The organism is Dietzia sp. SLG310A2-38A2, from assembly GCF_014145095.1.
GTDB lineage: Bacteria > Actinomycetota > Actinomycetes > Mycobacteriales > Mycobacteriaceae > Dietzia.
Genome location: NZ_JAALDX010000548.1, coordinates 3,797 through 4,501, shown reverse-complemented (window position 1 = coordinate 4,501; position 705 = coordinate 3,797). Strand labels below are relative to the sequence as shown.

Sequence of the window (705 nt, the reverse complement as noted above, 5' to 3'; positions counted from 1 at the left end):
AGGGACTGGCGGAGAACAAGGCGCTGCTCGCGGGGCCGATCCTGGCCGATCTCGACGCCCGCGGAGAGGACCTCGCCGGGGTGACCGCCCGACTGTTCACCACCGCCGAGGTGGCCGAGGGGATGACCGCATTTCTTGAACGCCGACCGCCCTCCTGGGCGACGCCGGACGCGTAGCGTATGCGATGTCGTTGATGTGTGACCGTCACCACATCGCCCGTGTTCCACCCGAGAGGTAAAGCCATGCGCACCAGAGCAGCCATCATCCGTGAACCCAAGCAGGACGCCTGGGAGATCGTCGACGTCGACATCGACGATCCCAAGGCGGGAGAGGTCCAGGTCAAGTTGGCCGCATCGGGCCTCTGCCATTCGGACGAGCACCTGCTCACCGGCGACCTGCAGTTCGAGTCCTACCCGATCATGGGCGGTCACGAGGGTGCCGGGGTCGTCACCAAGGTCGGCGAGGGTGTGATCGGCCTAGAGGAGGGAGACCACGTCGTCCTGGCGTTCATCCCCGCCTGCGGTACCTGCCCGCCGTGTTCAGAGGGCCTGCAGAACCTCTGCGACAACGGCGCGGGACTGCTCACCGGGCGTGCGATCAGCGACGGCGGCTTCAGGGTGCACACCGCCGACGGTGAGGACGTGGCCACCATGTGCCTCCTGGGGACGTTCGCCCCGCACGTCACCGTGCACCAGTCGTCCGTCA

Annotated in this window: 1 protein-coding gene; it reads left to right on the top strand. The window is 67.2% G+C overall.

Features of this window, described 5'->3' with window-relative positions:
• Positions 1-242: 242 nt before the first annotated feature.
• On the top strand, positions 243-705 hold a 463-nt coding region (locus tag G6027_RS17970), incomplete at its 3' end, for an alcohol dehydrogenase catalytic domain-containing protein (RefSeq protein WP_182638325.1).